The following is a 14,991-nucleotide window of genomic DNA, read 5'->3' as shown; positions in this document are numbered from 1 at the left end:
GGAGAGTGGAATACTTAAAGATTAATGGACGTCATTTTCGAAATATGGTAATTAACGCATCAAATAGGTTAGAAGATGAGAAAGAATATGTGAATTCGTTAAATGTATTTCCAGTTCCAGATGGAGATACAGGTACTAATATGTCAATGACATTTAAAGCAGCAGTGCAAGAAATTGAAAACATACAAACCGAATCTATTGATGAGATAGCTAAAATACTAGCTAGGGGCGCGCTTATGGGCGCAAGGGGCAATTCGGGAGTAATATTATCGCAAATATTTAGAGGCATTGCAAAGGGCCTAGAAGGCATAACAGAAGCTACGTCTGAAGAATTTGCTAAAAGCATTTTGGAAGGATCAAAGTTTGCATATAAAGCTGTTATGAGACCTACTGAAGGAACTATTTTAACTATTATTAAAACTGCGGGTGAAAGCGCAGTTAATAGTGAGACTTCAGATATTGTAGAACTTATGAATGAGGTTTGCAAGCAGAGTGAAATAATGCTAAACAAAACTCCAGATATGCTTGCAGCATTAAGAGAAGCAAAAGTAGTAGATGCAGGTGGTATGGGGCTTCTGATATTGTTTAAAGGGATGAAGGAAGCTATAAGTAACAACATCGAGGCTGAAATTTATAATACAAACAAACAAAGTAATAAAAAAGAAACTATTGTATCTTCAGCAGTAGAGGTTCCTGTAGAAATAAAATTTGGATATTGTACTGAATTATTAATTATAGCGAAAGATGTTGATACAAATAAATTAAAAGAGTATTTAGAAAAAATTGGAGACTCAATGGTCGTAGTTTCACAAGATGAGTTTCTGAAAATTCACATACATACAAATGATCCAGGGCTTGTGCTTTCAAAAGCAGTAACACTAGGGGAATTGTCTAAGGTTAAAATAGAAAATATGAGAGAGCAACATAGAAATTTATTAGGCATAGCTGATGAGAAGGTAGAAAAATCTTTAGAGAAAGATATAGCAAAATCAGATTTAATAGAAAGTAAAAAATATGGATTTATATCTGTTGCTCTAGGAGAAGGGATCAAAAATATTTTTGAGGATTTAGGTGTGGATGTTGTAATAGAAGGCGGACAAACTATGAATCCGAGTATACAGGATATAATAGATAGCATAAGTAAAATTAATGCTGAAAATATATTTGTATTACCTAACAATAAGAATATACTTATGGCAGCGCTTCAAGCAGCTGAATTGTCAGATAAAAATATAGTGGTTATTCCATCGATTACTATCCCACAGGGAATAACTGCTGTAACAATGTTTAATCCAGATGTTAGTGTAGAGGAAAATGAGGAAAAATTGAAAGAAGTTATAAAAAATGTTGCGACTGCTTCTGTAACATATGCAGTTAAAGATAGTGAATCCGATGGAAAAATAATAAAACAAGGAAATATATTAGGCTTAGTTGAACAAAAAATTTGTGAGGTTGGAACCGATATGTATAAAGTTTGCGCTGATATTATTGGAAGCATGGTAAATGATAATAGCGAACTTATAACAATTTTTTATGGAGAAGATTGTGCTTTAACCGAAGTAGAAAAGCTTATTTCTAAGTTAGAACATAAATACCCAAATTTAGACATTCAACAATATAATGGAAAACAGCCATTGTATTATTTTATTGCTTCAGTTGAATAAAAGCCCTCGGGCTTTTTTTCATGTGTCTTAAACCGTAACAAATGAAAGGAATAGAATTAGTAATAAAATATTATTTTCGGGGTGGTATTTATGGATACTTATAGCGATATAAAATATGTAAAAGGTGTTGGCCCTAAAATGGCAGAGAGTTTGAATAAGTGTGGGATTTTTAATGTGTTAGATTTGTTATTATATTTTCCAAGAGATTATGAGAATATATCTGTCCGTAAAAGCATCTTAGAATGCGCAAAAGCTGAGAAAGTAATTATTGAGTGTACAGTTTTAAGTGTGTTAGGAGACATTAGGTTAAAAAATAACAAAACTCTTTCTACCATAATTTTCTGTCAGGGAGATAATGAATTTAAAGGTAAGTGGTTTAATCAAACTTATGCAAAGAATAGTTTTAAAATCTCAAGCAAGTACCTTATCACAGGTAAAGTGGATAAATTTAAGGAAGAAATCACAATTATGAATCCTAAAATAGTAAAAAATACGTCAATGGATGAAAATGAAATTATTGCTACGTATCCTCTTAAAAATAATATTACAAATAATTTTTTTAATAAGATTATTTCTGATGTACTCTGTAATATTATAATAACAGAGAATTTGCCAAAAGGTATAATAGAAAAATATTCTTTTTGCTCTTTAAATGATGCAATTCGCAGTATCCATAGTCCTAAAAGCTTAGAACTCCTTAATGAAGCCAAAAGAAGACTTAAATTTCAAGAGCTCTTTACATATTCATTAAAAATATTAATGTTAAAAGAGTTTATAAAATCTCATAATAATGGTATCCAATTTAAAATGGCAAAAGAACTTACAACTTTAAAGGCGATACTTCCTTATAATCTTACAAAGGCACAAAGCAAAGTTGTAAGAGAAATTTTAATAGATCAAAAGAAGGATATTGGTATGAATCGATTGCTACAGGGCGATGTTGGAAGTGGTAAAACTATAGTTGCTATTATTACTATGTTTAATGTTGTAAAAAATGGTTATCAAGCAGCTATGATGGCACCAACTGAAATTTTAGCAAAGCAGCATTATGAAGAAATTAAAAATATATTAAAGGAATTTTCATTAAACATACAAATATTAAGTGGAAGTACAACAGCTAAAAACAAACAATTAATTAAACAAGATTTAAAGAGTGGAACTATTGATATTATAGTTGGGACTCATGCACTTATTGAGGATAATGTGGAATTTCAAAATTTAGGTATGATTGTTACTGATGAGCAACATCGTTTTGGAGTATCGCAAAGAAATAGATTTTCTAATAAGGGAAAAAATATAGATATTCTTGTAATGACAGCGACTCCTATCCCGAGAACTCTATCTTTATATTTATATGGTGATTTAGATGTATCTATTATCGATGAATTACCACCAGGTAGGCAGAAAATTGATACATCTTATGAGAGTATGGATAATAGTTCCAAAGTGTATGGATTTGCTTTAGAACAGATTAATAAGGGAAGACAAGTCTATATAGTTTGTCCACTTGTTGAGGAAAATGAAGAAATGAAGTTAAGCTCGGTTGCGATGCTTTATGAAAAATTGAAAAAAGATCAATTTAAATATATAGAAGTAGGAATGGTATACGGCAAAATGCCTAGCAAACTTAAAAACGAAATTATGGATAAATTTAAAGCAGGAGAAATTAAAGCTTTGGTTTCAACTACAGTAATTGAAGTTGGTGTAAATGTACCAAACGCTACAGTCATGATAATTGAAAATGCAGAAAGATTTGGACTTGCACAGCTTCATCAACTTAGAGGAAGAGTAGGAAGAGGTGAACATAAATCTTATTGCATACTACTTGCAAATATAAAAAACAATATAGTAAGAAAAAGACTTGGAATACTTATAAAAAGTAATGATGGCTTTTTTATTGCAGAAGAAGATTTGAAAACTAGGGGTGCAGGAGAATTATTTGGCATAAGACAGCATGGCGAATCAGGTTTGATTTTATCAGATGTAATTGATGATATCAGTATTTTAAAACTCGCAAATAGTGAAGCGAAGAGGTTGATACAAAGTGATGATGCATGCGATGTTATGGTTAAAAATGAGATATTACAAAAAATTGAGTTGACTTCTAGTTATATTTGCTTTAATTAGGTAAAAATATCTTTGTATAAAATACATATCTATGATAAAATATTATCGAAACTTGCTTAGATGGAGGAATAAACATATGAGAATTATATCGGGAAGTGCAAGAGGAAGAAAGTTATTGTCACCTGTTGGGATGGGAACGAGGCCAACATTAGATAGAATAAAAGAAGCTATATTTAATATAATTCAAAATAGAGTACGTGATGCTGTAGTTGTGGATATGTTCTCAGGTACAGGTAGCTTAGGACTAGAGGCAGCAAGTAGGGGAGCAGCTAAATGCTACCTTATTGATATGGGTGATACTACCTTTGAAATGTTACAAAGTAATGTAGATAATTTAAAGTTTAATGATATATGTAAATGCTTAAAAGGTGATACGTATAAATACATGGAGCAGTTTGCAAATGAAGGAATTGTGTTTGATTTAATTTTTATAGATCCACCATATGCAAAAGATATGATCCCGCCTGCTATTGAAATAATTTCTAGCAATAGTCTTTTAAGTAAAGAGGGGCTTATAGTCTGTAAAATAGATTCATCTGAAGAAATATATGAAGGCAATGGTATTATTCATCTGTCTGATTCAAGAAAATATGGAAACACTACTGTATTGTTTTATAAATATAAGGGGACTAATAATTAAAATTATTAGTTTCCTTTAGAAAATACAGGGGGATAATTAATAATTGTTATCTAACCCAGAGGAAAACATGGAGGCATAACATGAAAAAAGCAATTTGTCCTGGAAGTTTTGATCCAATAACAAATGGACATTTAGACATTATTGAGAGGGCGTCAAAAGTATTTAATGAATTGATTGTAGGAGTAGTGGTCAATCCTGCGAAAAAATGTCTATTTTCAGTAGATGAGAGGGTAGCACAAATAAAAAACGTAGTGAAAGATTTGCCTAATGTACGTGTGGAGAAGTTTAGTGGTTTACTTGTTAATCTTATGAATAAAGAGGATGCTAGGGTTATTGTTAAAGGTCTTAGAAGTGTTTCTGATTTTGAATATGAGTTTCAAATGGCAGCAATGAATAATAAGCTTGATCCAAGTAAGGAGACGGTGTTTATGATGACAAAAACGGAGTATTGTTATATAAGTTCTACGTCAGTTAAACAGGTTGCAATGCTTGGAGGATCTATTAAAGGGTTAGTACCTGAGGAAATCATTCCAGAGATTATTAGGAAATTTAATTCTAAATAGGGGGCAAATATGGATGTTATAAAGCTTTTAGAATATCTTCAAGGAATTATTGAGAGTTCGTCTAAAATACCTGTTACAGGTAAAGCAGTTATAAATAAGAGAGAAATATTAGATATAATTGATCAAATTATAAATCACTTGCCAGATGAATTTAAGAAGGCACAGTGGGTTTGTGATGAAAAAGAACGAATCTTAGTTGATGCAAAAAAACAAGCTAAGATTTTTGAGGAAGAGACAGTTGACAAAATAAGAAGAAGAGTTGAAAAACAAGATTTAGTTAAAGAAGCATTAAATCGATCTGAAGAAATTATAGCTTCAGCCCAAAGAGATGCTAAAATCATGAGACTCGGAGCCAAGGATTATGCGGATGAAATATTATCCCAATTGGATAAAGAAATTGAATTAAAAGGACAGAAAATGCTTCATGAAATTAAAGGTGATGTTCAAGACTTCTTAATACTTATGCAGGGGGAAGTTACCAATACTACAACATCAATAAGGGAAAATGTAAAGGAATTAAGAGGTATGAAATAATTTAATTATAGTTATAAGTAATGATGGTATAATTAAAATTATTAAAATTATTAAGTATAAATCACAATTTTTATATAGACTCATATTATTAAAAGTAAAAATAGATGAAATATTTAAAAAAATATAATATAATATTATTGTTAAAATCGAAGAGATTATACCTTGAAAAAATTTTCTCGTAATATATTTTTTTATTGATACAGTATATTTATATGTATAGCTATACACTTGAGAAATAATAGATAGACCACTAAAAGCAATTAAAAAACTCAAAACTGCAAGTTTTACATAAAGATTAGAATGGCTAGAGGATATTAAATAGCATCCATTGGTCATCTCAAGCATTCCAAGTAATATACCTTCTATAAAATTACTTGAAGCACCAATAATTAAAGACAACTTATTTATGACAATGTTAAATATGACATTGTCTTTAATTATGCCTGTTATTACTGAGAATATCACAATAAAACCACCTATACTTAGCGTGTTTTTAATAGCATCTTCAATACTGTTTTTTAATATAATACCGATATTTAGGCTGCTTGACTCAGCTTTAGAAAAATTACTACCTCTATACTTGATTTTAAAAGCATAATCTTTCGAGGGAATAATCAATCCCATAAAAATACATGACAAAATATTAGATAACAATAGTATATAACCCAATTTAGGATTAAACATCATAGCTGTGCCTACTGATCCTAAAATAAAAAGTGGGCTTGCATTAGAAGCAATATTTAATAATCTTTCACATGAATTTAAATCAATTATGTTTTTTTCATATAAATCGCAAGTATACCGTGCACCCAGTGGATATCCACATAATACACTAACTAAAAGTGCAAAGTTACATTCTTTTGGCAATTTTAATGGCCTACATATTAAATTACCTAGTAATTTAGAATAAATGTGAATACCGTCGTAACCTATTATAATATTTATTACAACTAAAAATGGGAAAAGAGATGGAAAAATTGCATTGAAAAATAATTTTGCGCCAGAAATAGTGTATTGAATACAAATATTCGGAGCTAATATTATTTGAACAATAATAAGGGAACAAATCAGTGTCACAGATAAATTTATTTTTAAAGTTTTAAATAACTTAAATAATAAAAATAATATAGAGATTAATAATATAACTAATAGTAATTTCAATTTTAAGCCCCTCCTTAAAGTACTACTATACTAAATATATTTGAATTTAATAAACTTATGTATTAGAAATACTAATTTTAAATATAATAAATGCGACTATCGAATTACGATAGTCGCATTTATTATTATTTTATTATAATGGGGGATATTAAATAGTCGCTACTGGGATCTATGCTTTTATTTAAGATGCTGTAAGCCATTGTAGATCGAATGTCAAGACTTAAGGTGTCATTAAATTTTTTAGAGATCTTAGTATAAAGTGGAATGCTGCTGTTTGATTTTATAGATTTTAAAATTGATTTTCCTTTTGAGTTAAATCCTAAAACTCGAGCATAAGGGCAAGGCTCTGATCTTAGCCTCGTAGTATCAAAATTATCAAAGCCTATAAAATATTGGCATAATATTCTGCTGATTCGGCTATAGGTGTAACGTTTGCTTTTTATATCTTCGAGCGCACTTTCGTAGGTGAAATTATTTTGTAAGGATTTAATAATTTTATTATCAAGCCCCTCAGATACATCTGGCAAATTTATTAAGGAGTTTTTTGATGTAGCCGATTTATATTTAATGTACGGGAACATAGAATCTTCAAATATAAACTTGTTATCTTTTGAGTATAGATCTTTAATTTCAGTTAATACTGATAGTGGTACATAATCTTTCAAATTTGTTGAAATACCATTTTCTTTTACAAATTTTCTTATAGCAGTTGCACTTGAAAATTCATTATTTATAAAATTACTGTTGTAAGATGCACCTTTTCTTTTTAAGGTATAAGGTGTGATTGAACTATTGAGCTTTATTAAGCTTTTACAATACTCGATACCTAGTATATTATTAGAAGAATTTAAGAAATTACCTAATAATAAGTTTGATATGATCATGTTTGAATTTTTCAAATAGTCATAAAGTGCATTAGCTCTTGCTAAGGGGTAGGTAATACCTTTGGATAGATATATTTTTAACATTAATTTAAATTCAATAGGTTCATTAAGTAGTATATTTGCAATATTATATATATCATTAATGTCACCATGTTCACTACCAAAGCAAATGTTATCTACTATTCCTAAGCTGTTTAAAAGACTGACAGCTCCCTGTGCAAAAAATTCTGCTGAAGACACACTGTAGATAGCTGGTAATTCTATTACTAAATCTATTCCGTTGTTTAAAGCCATTCTAGTTTTTGTCCATTTGTCAATACTCGATGGAATTCCACGTTGAGTAAAATTACCACTCATAACACCAATTAAAACATCGCAATTTGTAAGTTCCTTGGTTTTATTAATATGATATACATGACCATTATGCAGTGGATTATATTCAACGATTATACCTGAAACATTCATTAAATCACCTCTTGGAAGCTCATATAAATTATAAGCTAATAATTTATGTATAATAAAAGTGTAAGAATTTAATATCTCTTTGAAATATATATTGAACCTAAAATTGAAGAAATCTTCACATGTCCTATATATTATATAATATATGATGGATTATTAAAAGTAGATATATTTTAGTATAAAAAGAAAGAAAAGTTACACAATAAAAAGAAATTATTATCTACATGATTGAAAAAAAATTTACGTTATTTTTAAGTTTTATACAAATTAATATTGGATGAATTACAAAAATGTATGAGAGTTAAGACAGTAAATATTATATAAAATAATTAGAATAATTTTGGTTTAGAGTAAAGGTTATTTTGTTGGATTCTTATGAAATATAGATGAATTATGTTAATAATTTATCTATATTGAAATGTACAGATTAAATAGTGTATATTATAAATGGATACAAGTTGATAGTAATTGAGAGGAGATAAAACAATGACATTTATAGAAAAAATGCATAAAATGGCACAAACAGACATAAAAAGGATAGTACTTCCAGAAGGTGAGGAAGAAAGGACTATAAAAGCTAGTGAAATTCTTAAAAACAATTCATTAGCCGAAGTAATATTAATAGGTGATGCAAGTATAATACAAAATAAAGCCGCTGAACTTTCAGTAAATATTTGCGGTATAGAAATTGTAGATCCAAAAAATTCTGAAAAAACTGAGGTTTATGCAAAGGAATTTTATGAGTTAAGAAAAAATAAAGGAATGACTATAGAAAAAGCGGCTGAGACTATGAAGGATTGTGTGTATTTTGGAACTATGATGCTTAAGATGGGAGAAGCTGATGGAATGGTTTCAGGAGCAGTTCATTATACAGGAGATTTACTTAGACCTGGAATGCAAATAGTTAAAACTGCACCAGGAATTAAGGTTATTTCAAGCTTTTTTATAATGGAATTGCCTCATGATGAATATGGAGAAGACGGACTGCTTTTATTTGCAGATTCTGCTGTTAATATAAACCCTACGGCAGAAGAATTAGCAGCTATTGCTATTAGCACTGCAGATAATGCAAAATTATTATGTGGTTTTGAACCTAAAGTTGCGATGCTTTCTTTTTCAACTATGGGCAGTGCAAAACATGAAAAAGTTGATAAAGTCGTGAAGGCTACTGAAATAGCAAAGAATGCTAGACCCGATTTACAAATTGATGGAGAACTTCAGTTAGATGCAGCTATTGTTGCTAGCGTAGCAAAACAAAAAGCACCAAATAGTACTGTGGCTGGAAAGGCAAATGTTTTAATATTTCCAGATATACAATCTGGAAATATTGGATATAAATTAGTGCAAAGATTTGCGAGGGCAAAAGCTATTGGACCAGTTTGTCAAGGATTTGCAAAGCCTATAAATGATTTATCAAGAGGATGTAGTGTGGATGATATAGTTAATGTTGTTGCAGTAACAGCAGTTCAAGCTCAAATTCAAAAATAATTATGAGATAATGAGGGGAGAAGAAAATCAATGAAAATATTAGTTATAAACTGTGGAAGTTCATCGCTTAAGTACCAATTAATAGATATGGAAAATGAACAATGTGTAGCCCTTGGATTAGTTGAGAGAATAGCAACAAAGAAATCAATATTAACTCAAAAGGTTGATGGAAAGAAATACATAATTGAAGAGCCAATGGAAAATCATACAGATGCTATTAGAGTGGTACTTGGAGCACTTGTAGATCACGAACATGGAGTTATTAAAGATTTATCTGAAATAGGTGCAGTAGGACATAGAGTAGTTCATGGTGGAGAAAAGTATGCAAATTCAGTTATACTTAATGATGAAGTAATGAAAGGTTTAGAAGAGTGTACAAAACTTGCACCTCTTCACAATCCAGCTAATATAATTGGAATTAATGCTTGCAAAGCATTGATGCCAAATACGAAAATGGTGGCGGTATTTGATACTGCATTCCATCAAACAATTCCAGAGGTCGCATATATATACCCACTTCCATATCGGCTTTATACTGACCATAGTGTTAGAAAATATGGATTTCATGGAACGTCTCACAAATATGTTTCAGATAAAGCTGCAGAAATGATGGGTAAGGATATAAAAAAATTAAAATTAATAACTTGTCATTTAGGAAATGGAGCAAGTATTTCTGCGATTCAAAATGGTAAGTCAGTAGAGACGAGTATGGGATTCACTCCACTTGAAGGAATGGCTATGGGCACTAGATGTGGAAGTATAGATCCAGCTATAGTAATATATATGATGAAAGAATTGAAATTAACAGTTGATGAAGTAGATAACTTAATGAACAAAGAGTCAGGTCTTTTAGGTATATCAGGAGTAAGTAGTGACTTTAGAGATGTAAATTCAGCTGCAACAAATGATGGAAATCAAAGAGCCCAACTCGCAATTGATATATTTTGTTATAAAGCTAAGAAATTTATAGGTGCATATGCAGCAGTAATGGGCGGAGTAGATGCAATTATATTTACTGCCGGACTTGGTGAAAATTCTTCTAGAATAAGAGAGGGAGTATGCGCGGGACTAGAATTTTTGGGAGCAGTTTTAGATAAGTCAAAAAATAATGTTTCAGGAATTGAAGCAGAAGTAAACACAGATGATTCGAAAACTAAAATATTAGTTATACCAACGAATGAAGAACTAGTAATTGCAAGAGACACTATGGCTCTTATAAAATAAAATTACTAAATTCTATGATAAATAATTCTTGACTTTTTATTGTATTCTTTATATAATAGACTGTGTTTGAAGTAAGTAAAAAACAATTTAGTTAGGAGGGACGCAGAAGCTTTGCTCGAGCTGTATAATTTTTTTATACAAGATATAGAGATTTTCTTTATATGAGAAGGATCAATTGATATTTGGTTTTTCAGAGTGGATAGTATGGTAATAGACGTTTCAGAATTATTTAGTAATAAAAAAGCAAGAAAAGAAATTGATTTAGATTTAGAAAAAGCTAAGTTTTGCTATGATAATGAATTTATACAATTTTCTAAACCAGTTAAAATGCATTTGACTTTAAAATCTAACGATGATGATATAGATTTAACTGGAAGTATTGATACAGAACTATTACTTGCTTGTTCTAGGTGTCTTGAGACCTTTTCTTATTTAATACATATTGAATTAAATGAAAGATTGTCGAAAACTCTAAAGAGTGAAGATGAGGATATTATTTTTATTGAAGATGATAGATTAGATTTAAATGAGATTGTGGAAAATAATATCATTTCTATTCTGCCTATAAAAAGACTTTGTAATAAAGATTGTAAAGGCTTATGCCATCAGTGTGGAATCAATTTAAATCATAATACATGTAATTGTGTTATTGATGATATTGATCCAAGGTTGGCAAAATTAAAAAATTTGTTTTCAACTGATTAAGGAGGTGTTACAATGGGAAATCCTGCTAGAAAATTTTCTAAAGGTAGAAGAGATTCTCGAAGAGCGCAAACATTTAAACTTGGTTTACCAGGAATAGTTGAATGTCCTCAATGCCACGATATGAAGCTTGCTCACAGAGTATGTAAAAACTGTGGATATTACAAAAATAGAGAAGTCGTTTCAATGGAACAAAAATAAAAAGGAAAGTCGAAAGACTTTCTTTTTTGTTTTTAAATACAAATATAATTATATTTGTATTTTAGCATTGTTAAGACTATAGATATTTAAATAATATGGTATATAATATAAGTAAACAAATAAATAACCAAATAAATAAATAGATATTTATTCGTTTATTTGGAAGATTCAAAGTGAGGGCTTAAAATGGTAGTTGTTGTAGATGGGATGGGTGGAGATTTCTGTCCAAATGCTGTGGTTGAAGGTTGTATTGCAGCTATAAAAGAATACAATATAGAAATATTAATAACTGGTAGTGAAGAATTAATAAGAGAAGAGTTAAAAAAGCATACCTATGATACTAATAAAATAAAAATTATTAATACTACAGAAGTTATTGATGTAGGTGAGCATCCGGTAATGGCTGTTAAGCGTAAAAAAGATTCTAGTTTAGTAAAGGCCTTAAATCTTGTGAAAAATGGAGAGGCAGATGCCATTATTTCAGCGGGAAGTACAGGCGCATTTTTGGCTGGATGTACACTTATAGTTGGAAGAATAAAGGGGATAAATAGACCGGCACTCGCACCAGTAATGCCAGGTAAAAAAATGCCTTTTATGATTATTGATTGTGGAGCAAATGCAGAATGTAAACCTAATTATTTATTGCAATTTGGACTTATGGGAAAAATATATTTTGAAAATATTTTAAAGGTAGTTAATCCATCTGTAGGCCTTGTAAATATAGGGAGTGAAGAAGAAAAGGGTAATGAACTTTCTAAAGCAACGTTTAAGTTGTTGAAGGAAGCAAATTTAAATTTTGTAGGCAATGTGGAAGCTAGAGAAATTCCAACTGGGGATGTTAATGTTTTAGTATGTGATGGGTTCACTGGAAATGTAATTTTAAAATTATATGAAGGTACTGTTGCTACAATATTTGATTTATTAAAAACAAATATAATGGCATCAGTTAGAACTAAGATTGGTGGTATGTTATTAAAACCAGTTTTTAAAAAGTTTAAAAAAGACTTCGATTATAAAGAATATGGTGGAGCTGCATTTCTTGGAGTAAATGGTATTTGCATAAAAGCTCATGGAAGTTCAGATGCCAAAGCTTTTAAAAATGCAATTAAACAGGCAACAATATTTTATGATAATAATGTTGTTGACAAATTAAAACTAGAAATTGAAAAGCTAACAGATGAAAAAGCATAAATTGGGATACTAGTGATTATTATGTAACATATAAAAATACAAGGAAGGTGAAAAATTATGTTTGAAGAAATTAGAGCGTGCATATCTTCACAATTAAATATAGATGAGGAAGAAATAAAAATAGAATCATCTTTTATGAATGATTTAGGTGCAGATTCGCTTGATATTGTAGAATTAATTATGGAACTTGAGGAAAAATATGATATAGAAATTCCGGATGAAGATGTTGAAAAAATTGCCACTGTTGGTGATATAGTAGAATATATTAAAGCTCATTCTGAGGAATAAGTGATATAACTACGGATAAAAATTTTAAAATAAACTTCCGTGAAGGAGTAATGATTATGAAAAATGATATACAATTACAGGAACTTGAAAATAAGCTGAAATTAAATTTTAGCGATAAGGATTTATTGAAAATTGCAATTACCCATAGTTCTTACGCAAATCAAAAAAAGAAGGTTGAGTTTAATGAAAGACTCGAGTTCTTAGGGGATTCCGTATTACAGCTTATAATATCTGAACACTTATATAGTCGTTTTACGCAGAAACCTGAAGGTTATTTAACTAAAATCAGGTCACTTATAGTGTGCGAAAATTCACTTTGTGATATAGCCAATAGTTGGGAACTTGGTTTATATATGAACATGAGTAAAGGTGAAGAAATTACTGGCGGTAGAAATAGAGTGTCAATACTTGCTGATTGTGTTGAAGCAGTACTTGCTGCTATATATTTGGATAAAGGTATAGAGTATTCTAAGGAGTTTATACTTAATAACTTTAAAACAACTATTGAGAAAGCAATTAATAATGAGATAATTTTAGATTATAAGACAAAACTTCAAGAGATATTTCAGCAAAATGGAGAAGTGAATATACGTTATGAACTTGTAAAATTTGAAGGCCCACCTCATAGACGGAAGTTTTTTGTTAATATTTTGATAAATGATTGTGTAAAAGGTTCAGGGCAAGGGTTTAGCAAAAAAGAAGCAGAACAAAATGCAGCTAAAGAGGTTATGGTAAATAAGGATGATGTTCATGAGTAATTTGCATTACATTATTCCAATATTTGTTCCACATGAAGGGTGTCCCCATGAGTGTGTGTTTTGCAATCAAGATAGTATAACAGGCACAAAATCGAAAGTCGATGCAATGTATGTGGAAAAAACAATAAATGAATACCTTGAAACCATAAAGAATGATGCTATTATTGAAGTATCCTTTTTTGGAGGAACATTTACAGCTATAAAAATAGAAAAACAAATAGAATTATTAACTGTTGCTAAAAAGTTTAAAGATAATAATAAAATAAAATACATTAGGTTATCTACAAGACCAGATTACATTGATGATAATATATTAAAAAATTTAAAAAAGTACTCTGTAGATATTATAGAACTTGGAGTCCAATCTATGGATGAAGAGGTACTATTAAAATCTGGACGGGGTCATACTGCGTCAGATGTAGAATATGCATCTAAGCTAATAAGGCAATATGGTTTCACTTTAGGACATCAAATAATGATAGGACTTCCAGGAGATAATGTAACTAAAGATATTGAGACAACTAAAAGAGTTATTGATCTTAAGCCAGATATTTGCCGTATATATCCTGCTCTTGTGATTAAAAACACTCAAATGGAAAAAATGTACATAGAGCATAAATTTAAACCTTATTCACTAAGTGAGGCGGTAAATATAAGTAAGATTATTTATATTATGTTGACCCAAAATAAAATAAATGTTATTAGAATAGGATTACAACCTACAAGTGAGATATCAGAGGGACATGATCTTGTTGCGGGACCATTTCATCCTGCATTTAGAGAGCTGGTTGAGGGTAGCGTATATAGTGATTTAATATATGATGTTATCATGAATAGTTTTAATAAAGAAGTTATTCATGATAAGGCTTTAGTGAAAATTAATCCAAAAGATATTTCAAAACTTTATGCTAATGGAAAAATTTATTTTAATGAACTAAAAAATAGATTAAAAACAATTTCTATAGATGTATCTCAAGATATTACAGTTAAACGTGGAAGTCTTAGCATAAAAATAAAAGAACAGTGTATTATTATGACTATATATGAGTATGTGTCTATAAAGTATAAAAAAAATTCTGATTTAGTGTAAAATATAATTTCAAT

The 14,991-nt window shown here is 29.8% G+C and carries 15 protein-coding genes; 13 read left to right on the top strand and 2 right to left on the bottom strand.

Annotated elements, in window-relative coordinates; translation table 11 throughout:
• The first annotated feature begins 5 nt into the window (after positions 1-5).
• The 5 genes from A7L45_RS13425 to A7L45_RS13405 all read left to right on the top strand — a co-directional run bounded on the left by A7L45_RS13425 (position 6) and on the right by A7L45_RS13405 (position 5,528).
• A complete protein-coding gene (locus tag A7L45_RS13425) occupies positions 6-1,664 on the top strand; it encodes a DAK2 domain-containing protein (RefSeq protein ID WP_071613256.1) in 1,659 nt (552 codons plus the stop codon).
• 90 nt (positions 1,665-1,754) lie between these two features.
• Positions 1,755-3,791, top strand: coding sequence for an ATP-dependent DNA helicase RecG (gene recG, locus A7L45_RS13420; RefSeq protein ID WP_071613255.1), 2,037 nt, complete (start codon positions 1,755-1,757; stop codon positions 3,789-3,791).
• A 76-nt stretch (positions 3,792-3,867) separates the two neighbouring features.
• Positions 3,868-4,431, top strand: coding sequence for a 16S rRNA (guanine(966)-N(2))-methyltransferase RsmD (gene rsmD / locus A7L45_RS13415; protein ID WP_071613254.1), 564 nt, complete (start codon positions 3,868-3,870; stop codon positions 4,429-4,431).
• 80 nt (positions 4,432-4,511) lie between these two features.
• Complete coding sequence (gene coaD / locus A7L45_RS13410) at positions 4,512-4,994, top strand: pantetheine-phosphate adenylyltransferase (RefSeq protein WP_071613253.1); 483 nt, start codon at positions 4,512-4,514, stop codon at positions 4,992-4,994.
• A 9-nt stretch (positions 4,995-5,003) separates the two neighbouring features.
• The gene (locus A7L45_RS13405) at positions 5,004-5,528 is read left to right on the top strand and encodes an ATPase (RefSeq protein WP_071613252.1); all 525 of its coding nucleotides are present in this window, start codon (positions 5,004-5,006) and stop codon (positions 5,526-5,528) included.
• Here A7L45_RS13405 and ylbJ read toward each other — a convergent pair.
• Entirely contained in the window at positions 5,511-6,689 is a 1,179-nt protein-coding gene (gene ylbJ, locus A7L45_RS13400) for a sporulation integral membrane protein YlbJ (protein ID WP_071613251.1), read from the bottom strand. The two genes, A7L45_RS13405 and ylbJ, sit on opposite strands and share 18 nt — an antisense overlap.
• Before the next feature lie 125 nt (positions 6,690-6,814).
• The gene (locus A7L45_RS13395; RefSeq protein ID WP_071613250.1) at positions 6,815-8,038 is read right to left on the bottom strand and encodes a nucleotidyltransferase; all 1,224 of its coding nucleotides are present in this window, start codon (positions 8,036-8,038) and stop codon (positions 6,815-6,817) included.
• A gap of 483 nt (positions 8,039-8,521) precedes the next feature.
• Here A7L45_RS13395 and pta point away from each other — a divergent pair, with 483 nt between their 5' ends.
• The 8 genes from pta to A7L45_RS13355 all read left to right on the top strand — a co-directional run bounded on the left by pta (position 8,522) and on the right by A7L45_RS13355 (position 14,977).
• Positions 8,522-9,523 (top strand): phosphate acetyltransferase, encoded by a 1,002-nt coding sequence (pta, locus tag A7L45_RS13390; protein WP_071613249.1) that lies wholly within the window; start codon positions 8,522-8,524, stop codon positions 9,521-9,523.
• Between the two features lie 30 nt (positions 9,524-9,553).
• Positions 9,554-10,747 carry an acetate/propionate family kinase gene (locus A7L45_RS13385; RefSeq protein WP_071613248.1) on the top strand — a complete coding sequence of 398 codons (1,194 nt, stop codon included), beginning with the start codon at positions 9,554-9,556 and terminating at the stop codon, positions 10,745-10,747.
• 204 nt (positions 10,748-10,951) lie between these two features.
• The gene (locus A7L45_RS13380; protein WP_071613247.1) at positions 10,952-11,452 is read left to right on the top strand and encodes a YceD family protein; all 501 of its coding nucleotides are present in this window, start codon (positions 10,952-10,954) and stop codon (positions 11,450-11,452) included.
• A 12-nt stretch (positions 11,453-11,464) separates the two neighbouring features.
• On the top strand, positions 11,465-11,650 hold the full coding sequence (rpmF, locus tag A7L45_RS13375) for a 50S ribosomal protein L32 (protein WP_071613246.1): 186 nt from the start codon (positions 11,465-11,467) through the stop codon (positions 11,648-11,650).
• A gap of 186 nt (positions 11,651-11,836) precedes the next feature.
• Positions 11,837-12,841 (top strand): phosphate acyltransferase PlsX, encoded by a 1,005-nt coding sequence (gene plsX, locus A7L45_RS13370; RefSeq protein ID WP_071613245.1) that lies wholly within the window; start codon positions 11,837-11,839, stop codon positions 12,839-12,841.
• A gap of 57 nt (positions 12,842-12,898) precedes the next feature.
• Positions 12,899-13,129 carry an acyl carrier protein gene (gene acpP / locus A7L45_RS13365; protein WP_071613244.1) on the top strand — a complete coding sequence of 77 codons (231 nt, stop codon included), beginning with the start codon at positions 12,899-12,901 and terminating at the stop codon, positions 13,127-13,129.
• A 56-nt stretch (positions 13,130-13,185) separates the two neighbouring features.
• Complete coding sequence (gene rnc, locus A7L45_RS13360) at positions 13,186-13,887, top strand: ribonuclease III (protein ID WP_071613243.1); 702 nt, start codon at positions 13,186-13,188, stop codon at positions 13,885-13,887.
• The gene (locus A7L45_RS13355) at positions 13,880-14,977 is read left to right on the top strand and encodes an elongator complex protein 3 (protein WP_071613242.1); all 1,098 of its coding nucleotides are present in this window, start codon (positions 13,880-13,882) and stop codon (positions 14,975-14,977) included. The genes rnc and A7L45_RS13355 overlap by 8 nt, the downstream gene beginning before the upstream one ends.
• Positions 14,978-14,991: the final 14 nt, after the last annotated feature.

Source organism: Clostridium estertheticum subsp. estertheticum, from assembly GCF_001877035.1.
GTDB lineage: Bacteria > Bacillota > Clostridia > Clostridiales > Clostridiaceae > Clostridium_AD > Clostridium_AD estertheticum.
Note: the sequence above shows the minus strand (reverse complement) of the source record. Positions and strands in the feature narration are given on the sequence as shown.

Bases quoted from the DNA above. Each gene is read 5' to 3' on its own strand.
- recG (WP_071613255.1), top strand. From the start codon at position 1,755: ATGGATACTTATAGCGATATAAAATATGTAAAAGGTGTTGGCCCTAAA.
- rsmD (WP_071613254.1), top strand. From the start codon at position 3,868: ATGAGAATTATATCGGGAAGTGCAAGAGGAAGAAAGTTATTGTCACCT.
- coaD (WP_071613253.1), top strand. From the start codon at position 4,512: ATGAAAAAAGCAATTTGTCCTGGAAGTTTTGATCCAATAACAAATGGA.
- A7L45_RS13405 (WP_071613252.1), top strand. From the start codon at position 5,004: ATGGATGTTATAAAGCTTTTAGAATATCTTCAAGGAATTATTGAGAGT.
- A7L45_RS13395 (WP_071613250.1), bottom strand. From the start codon at position 8,038: ATGAATGTTTCAGGTATAATCGTTGAATATAATCCACTGCATAATGGT.
- pta (WP_071613249.1), top strand. From the start codon at position 8,522: ATGACATTTATAGAAAAAATGCATAAAATGGCACAAACAGACATAAAA.
- A7L45_RS13385 (WP_071613248.1), top strand. From the start codon at position 9,554: ATGAAAATATTAGTTATAAACTGTGGAAGTTCATCGCTTAAGTACCAA.
- A7L45_RS13380 (WP_071613247.1), top strand. From the start codon at position 10,952: ATGGTAATAGACGTTTCAGAATTATTTAGTAATAAAAAAGCAAGAAAA.
- rpmF (WP_071613246.1), top strand. From the start codon at position 11,465: ATGGGAAATCCTGCTAGAAAATTTTCTAAAGGTAGAAGAGATTCTCGA.
- plsX (WP_071613245.1), top strand. From the start codon at position 11,837: ATGGTAGTTGTTGTAGATGGGATGGGTGGAGATTTCTGTCCAAATGCT.
- acpP (WP_071613244.1), top strand. From the start codon at position 12,899: ATGTTTGAAGAAATTAGAGCGTGCATATCTTCACAATTAAATATAGAT.
- rnc (WP_071613243.1), top strand. From the start codon at position 13,186: ATGAAAAATGATATACAATTACAGGAACTTGAAAATAAGCTGAAATTA.
- A7L45_RS13355 (WP_071613242.1), top strand. From the start codon at position 13,880: ATGAGTAATTTGCATTACATTATTCCAATATTTGTTCCACATGAAGGG.